The sequence below is a fragment of the Bradyrhizobium sp. genome (genome assembly GCF_019242285.1).
In the GTDB taxonomy this organism is placed as follows: Bacteria; Pseudomonadota; Alphaproteobacteria; order Rhizobiales; family Xanthobacteraceae; genus Bradyrhizobium.
The window spans coordinates 1-3,762 of sequence record NZ_JAFAVV010000395.1; the positions used below are offsets into that span (position 1 = coordinate 1).

General features: G+C 66.2%; 3 protein-coding genes. All 3 read left to right on the forward strand.

Translation table 11 applies throughout. The features are described 5' to 3' along the window. A partial coding sequence (locus JOY90_RS15310) for an ABC transporter permease (RefSeq protein ID WP_291691958.1) occupies nt 1–2,172 on the forward strand: 2,172 nt, incomplete at its 5' end. A 3-nt stretch (nt 2,173–2,175) separates the two neighbouring features. Further along, the gene (locus tag JOY90_RS15315; protein WP_291691959.1) at nt 2,176–3,009 is read left to right on the forward strand and encodes a phosphoenolpyruvate hydrolase family protein; all 834 of its coding nucleotides are present in this window, start codon (nt 2,176–2,178) and stop codon (nt 3,007–3,009) included. A gap of 25 nt (nt 3,010–3,034) precedes the next feature. Next, nucleotides 3,035–3,762, forward strand: a 728-nt coding sequence (locus tag JOY90_RS15320; RefSeq protein ID WP_291691960.1) for a flotillin family protein, incomplete at its 3' end; no start/stop codon positions are given.

The following is a 3,762-nucleotide window of genomic DNA, read 5'->3' on the forward strand; positions in this document are numbered from 1 at the left end:
AGGGGCCTCGACGTGTATTATGGGCATTTGCATGCGCTGCAAGGCGTCGACCTGAGGCTGGAGTCCGGCGTGTTCTCGGTGGTCGGCCGCAACGGCATGAGCAAGACCACGCTGTGCAACACCATCATGGGGCTGCTGCGGGCGAGCAGCGGCTCGGTCCGCGTGCGCGGCGAGGATATCACGCGGCTCGGCCCGACGCGGATCGCACAGCTCGGAGTTGGTTACGTGCCGCAGGGCAGGCGATTGTGGCGCTCGCTCAGCGTGGATGAACATCTGAGGCTTGCCGCAGGCATGCGCCGCGGTGCCTGGAGCATCGAGCGCATCTATGAGACGTTCCCGCGGCTGGCCGAACGCAAGAGCAACGGCGGCGGTCAGCTCTCCGGCGGCGAACAGCAGATGCTGGCGATCGCTCGTGCGCTGCTGACCAACCCGCATCTCTTGATCATGGACGAGCCGACCGAAGGGCTCGCGCCTGTCATCGTCGCGCAGGTCGAGGACATCCTGGTTCGCCTGGGCGAGGAGAGCGACATCTCGGTGCTGGTGATCGAGCAGAACATCGGCGTTGCGACCGCGGTGTCGAAGCAGGTCGCGATCATGGTCAACGGCCGCATCAACCGGATCATCGAATCCGTGCGGCTTTCGGCGGATCGTGAATTGCAGCAGCGGCTGCTCGGCGTCGGCCAGCATGCCGCCGAGGCGCCGATCGAGGCGGATGCCCGCGCGCCCACCGAGACGAGTGCGGGGCCACGTCCGCGCAGCGGTGGACCGATCCGAGTCTACGTTTCCAACCCGACGCTGCCGACGCGCTGGTCGCAGCCGGTACCGATCGCGCGCATCGAGGCGCAGGCGCGCACGCTTTCGGCGACGGTGTCGCGGCTTGAGGAAGCCGCGCGGCCACGACGCGAAGTGGGGGCGTCGTCGACAGCCGGTCCGCCGGTCGTGCTCGTGGCCGGCACGCTCGACACAAAAGGCGAGGAGCTGCGCTACATCCGCGACATTATCGCGGGCGCAGGTCTCCGCACGCGGCTGGTCGACGTCTCCACCAGCGGCAAGCTCTCGACTTCCGACGTGTCCGCTCAGGAGATCGCGCTCAACCATGCCCGGGGTGGTGCAGGCGTGTTCGGGACCGATCGCGGGGCGTCCGTCACTGCGATGGCGGAGGCGTTCGCGAAATGGCTGCGCCGGCAGGGCAATGTGGCCGGCATCATCTCGGCCGGCGGCTCCGGCGGCGCCTCGCTGGTGGCGCCCGCGATGCGCGAGCTGCCCGTCGGCGTACCGAAGCTGATCATCTCCTCGGTCGCCTCGGGTGACATCGGTCCCTACGTCGGACCTGCCGATATCGCCATGATGTATTCGGTCACCGACGTGCAGGGCCTCAACTCGATCTCGCGCACCGTGCTCGCCAACGGCGCCCACGCGCTCGCCGGCATGGTCAAGGCCCGGCTGGAGGAAAGCAAGCCGCGGCGTGACAGCGGGCCGGCGCGACCATCGATCGGCATCACCATGTTCGGTGTCACTACGCCCGCGGTACAGAAGATCGCGGCCGAGCTCCGCGACGACTACGAATGCCTGGTGTTCCACGCGACCGGCGTCGGCGGCCGCTCGATGGAGAAGCTGGTCGATTCTGCATTGCTAGCCGGTGTCATCGACCTCACGACCACTGAGGTCTGCGATCTCCTGATGGGCGGCGTGTTTCCGGCGACCGAGGATCGTTTCGGTGCGATCATCCGCACCCGGGTGCCCTATGTCGGCTCGGTTGGCGCGCTCGACATGGTCAATTTCGGCGCGCCCGACACCATCCCCGAGCGCTACCGCAGCCGCAAATTTCACGTCCACAATCCGCAGGTGACATTGATGCGCACCACCGCGGACGAGAACGAGCGGATAGGGCGCTGGATCGGCGAGCGGCTGAACCGGATGGACGGCCCGGTGCGTTTCTTCCTGCCGGAAGGCGGCGTCTCGGCGCTCGATGCGCCGGGCCAGCCGTTCTGGGATCCGGAAGCGGATGCGGCGTTGTTCGGCGCGCTGGAGCGCACGGTGCGGCCGACCAGCAATCGCCGGCTCATCCGGATCAGGCGCAACATCAACGATCCCGAATTTGCTTCCGCGATCGTTGGCGCGTTCCGGCCCCTGCTCGGACGCAGCATGACACGGCGGAGAATGGCGAGGTGACCCATGCCGAGGTTTGAACGCGCCGCCCTGTTGAAGAAGTTTCGCGAGATGGCGAAGCGGCGCGAGCCGATCGTCGGCGGCGGCGCCGGCACCGGGCTGTCGGCGAAATGCGAGGAGGCCGGCGGCGTCGATCTCATCGTCATCTACAATTCCGGCCGCTACCGCATGGCCGGGCGCGGCTCGCTCGCCGGCCTGCTCGCCTATGGCGACGCCAACGCGATCGTCGTCGAGATGGCGGGCGAGGTGCTGCCGGTGGTGACGAAGACGCCCGTGCTCGCCGGCGTCAACGGCACCGATCCGTTCCGCGACATGGACGTGTTCCTCGACCAGTTGAAGGCGCTGGGCTTTGCCGGGGTGCAGAATTTTCCGACGGTCGGTATCATCGATGGCGTATTCCGGGCCAATCTCGAAGAGACCGGCATGTCCTACGCGCTGGAAATCGACATGATCGCCAAGGCGCGTGACAAGGACATGCTGACCACGCCCTATGTGTTCAGCGAGGCGCAGGCTGCCGCCATGGCGATCGCGGGCGCCGATATCATCGTCTGTCATCTCGGCCTGACCACGGGCGGCTCGATCGGCGCGCAGACCGCACCCAAGCTCGAAGACTGCCCGACGTTGATCGATGAATGGGCCGGCGCCGCGCTCAGCGTCAACTCCGACATTCTCGTGCTGGCGCATGGCGGCCCGATCGCGGAGCCGGCGGATGCCGATTTCGTCATGAAGCACACGCGTCATTGCCACGGCTTCTACGGCGCTTCCTCGATGGAGCGGTTGCCGGTGGAGCGGGCGCTCACGGAGCAGGTTCGGAAGTTCAAGGCAATCGGTGCCCGATAATGCTTGAGATCTGAGGGAGGAGAACATGTCGGGGGTTGTCGTAGGCGAATTGATCCTCTGGCTGATCGTGGCGATCGTCGTGATCGTCATCGCGGTCTATATCGTGAACTGGCTCTATCACCGCTCCTCGAAGGAAGTCTCCTTCGTGCGGACCGGCTTCCTCGGCGAGCGGGTCGTGATCAACGGCGGCGCCTTCGTGCTGCCATTCATCCACGACTACACGCCGGTCAACATGAACGTGATCCCGATGGGGATCGTCCGTGCGCGGAACGATGCCGTGATCACCCGCGACCGCATGCGCGTCGACATCGAGGCCGACTTCTACGTCCGGGTGCAGCCGACGCGGGAGGCCGTCGCAATCGCCGCCGCAACACTCGGCCGCCGCACGCTGGAACCGGAGCAATTGCATGCGCTGCTGTCGGGCAAATTCGTCTCTGCGATCCGCTCGGTCGCCGCCGAAATGACCATGGAGCAGATGCACGAGCAGCGCGGCGACTATGTCGCCCGCGTCAAGACCGCCGCGACCGAGGCGCTGGCGCAAAACGGTCTCGAGCTGGAGTCGGTCGCGATCACCGACCTCGACCAGACGGATCTGGAATATTTCAACCCGTCGAACCGGTTCGACGCGCAGGGCCTGACCAGCCTGATGGAGGAGATCGAGGCCAAGCGCAAATTGCGCAACGACATCGAGCAGGATTCGATGATCCGCATCCGCACCCGCAATCTCGAAGCCGAGCGGCAGGCGCTCGACAT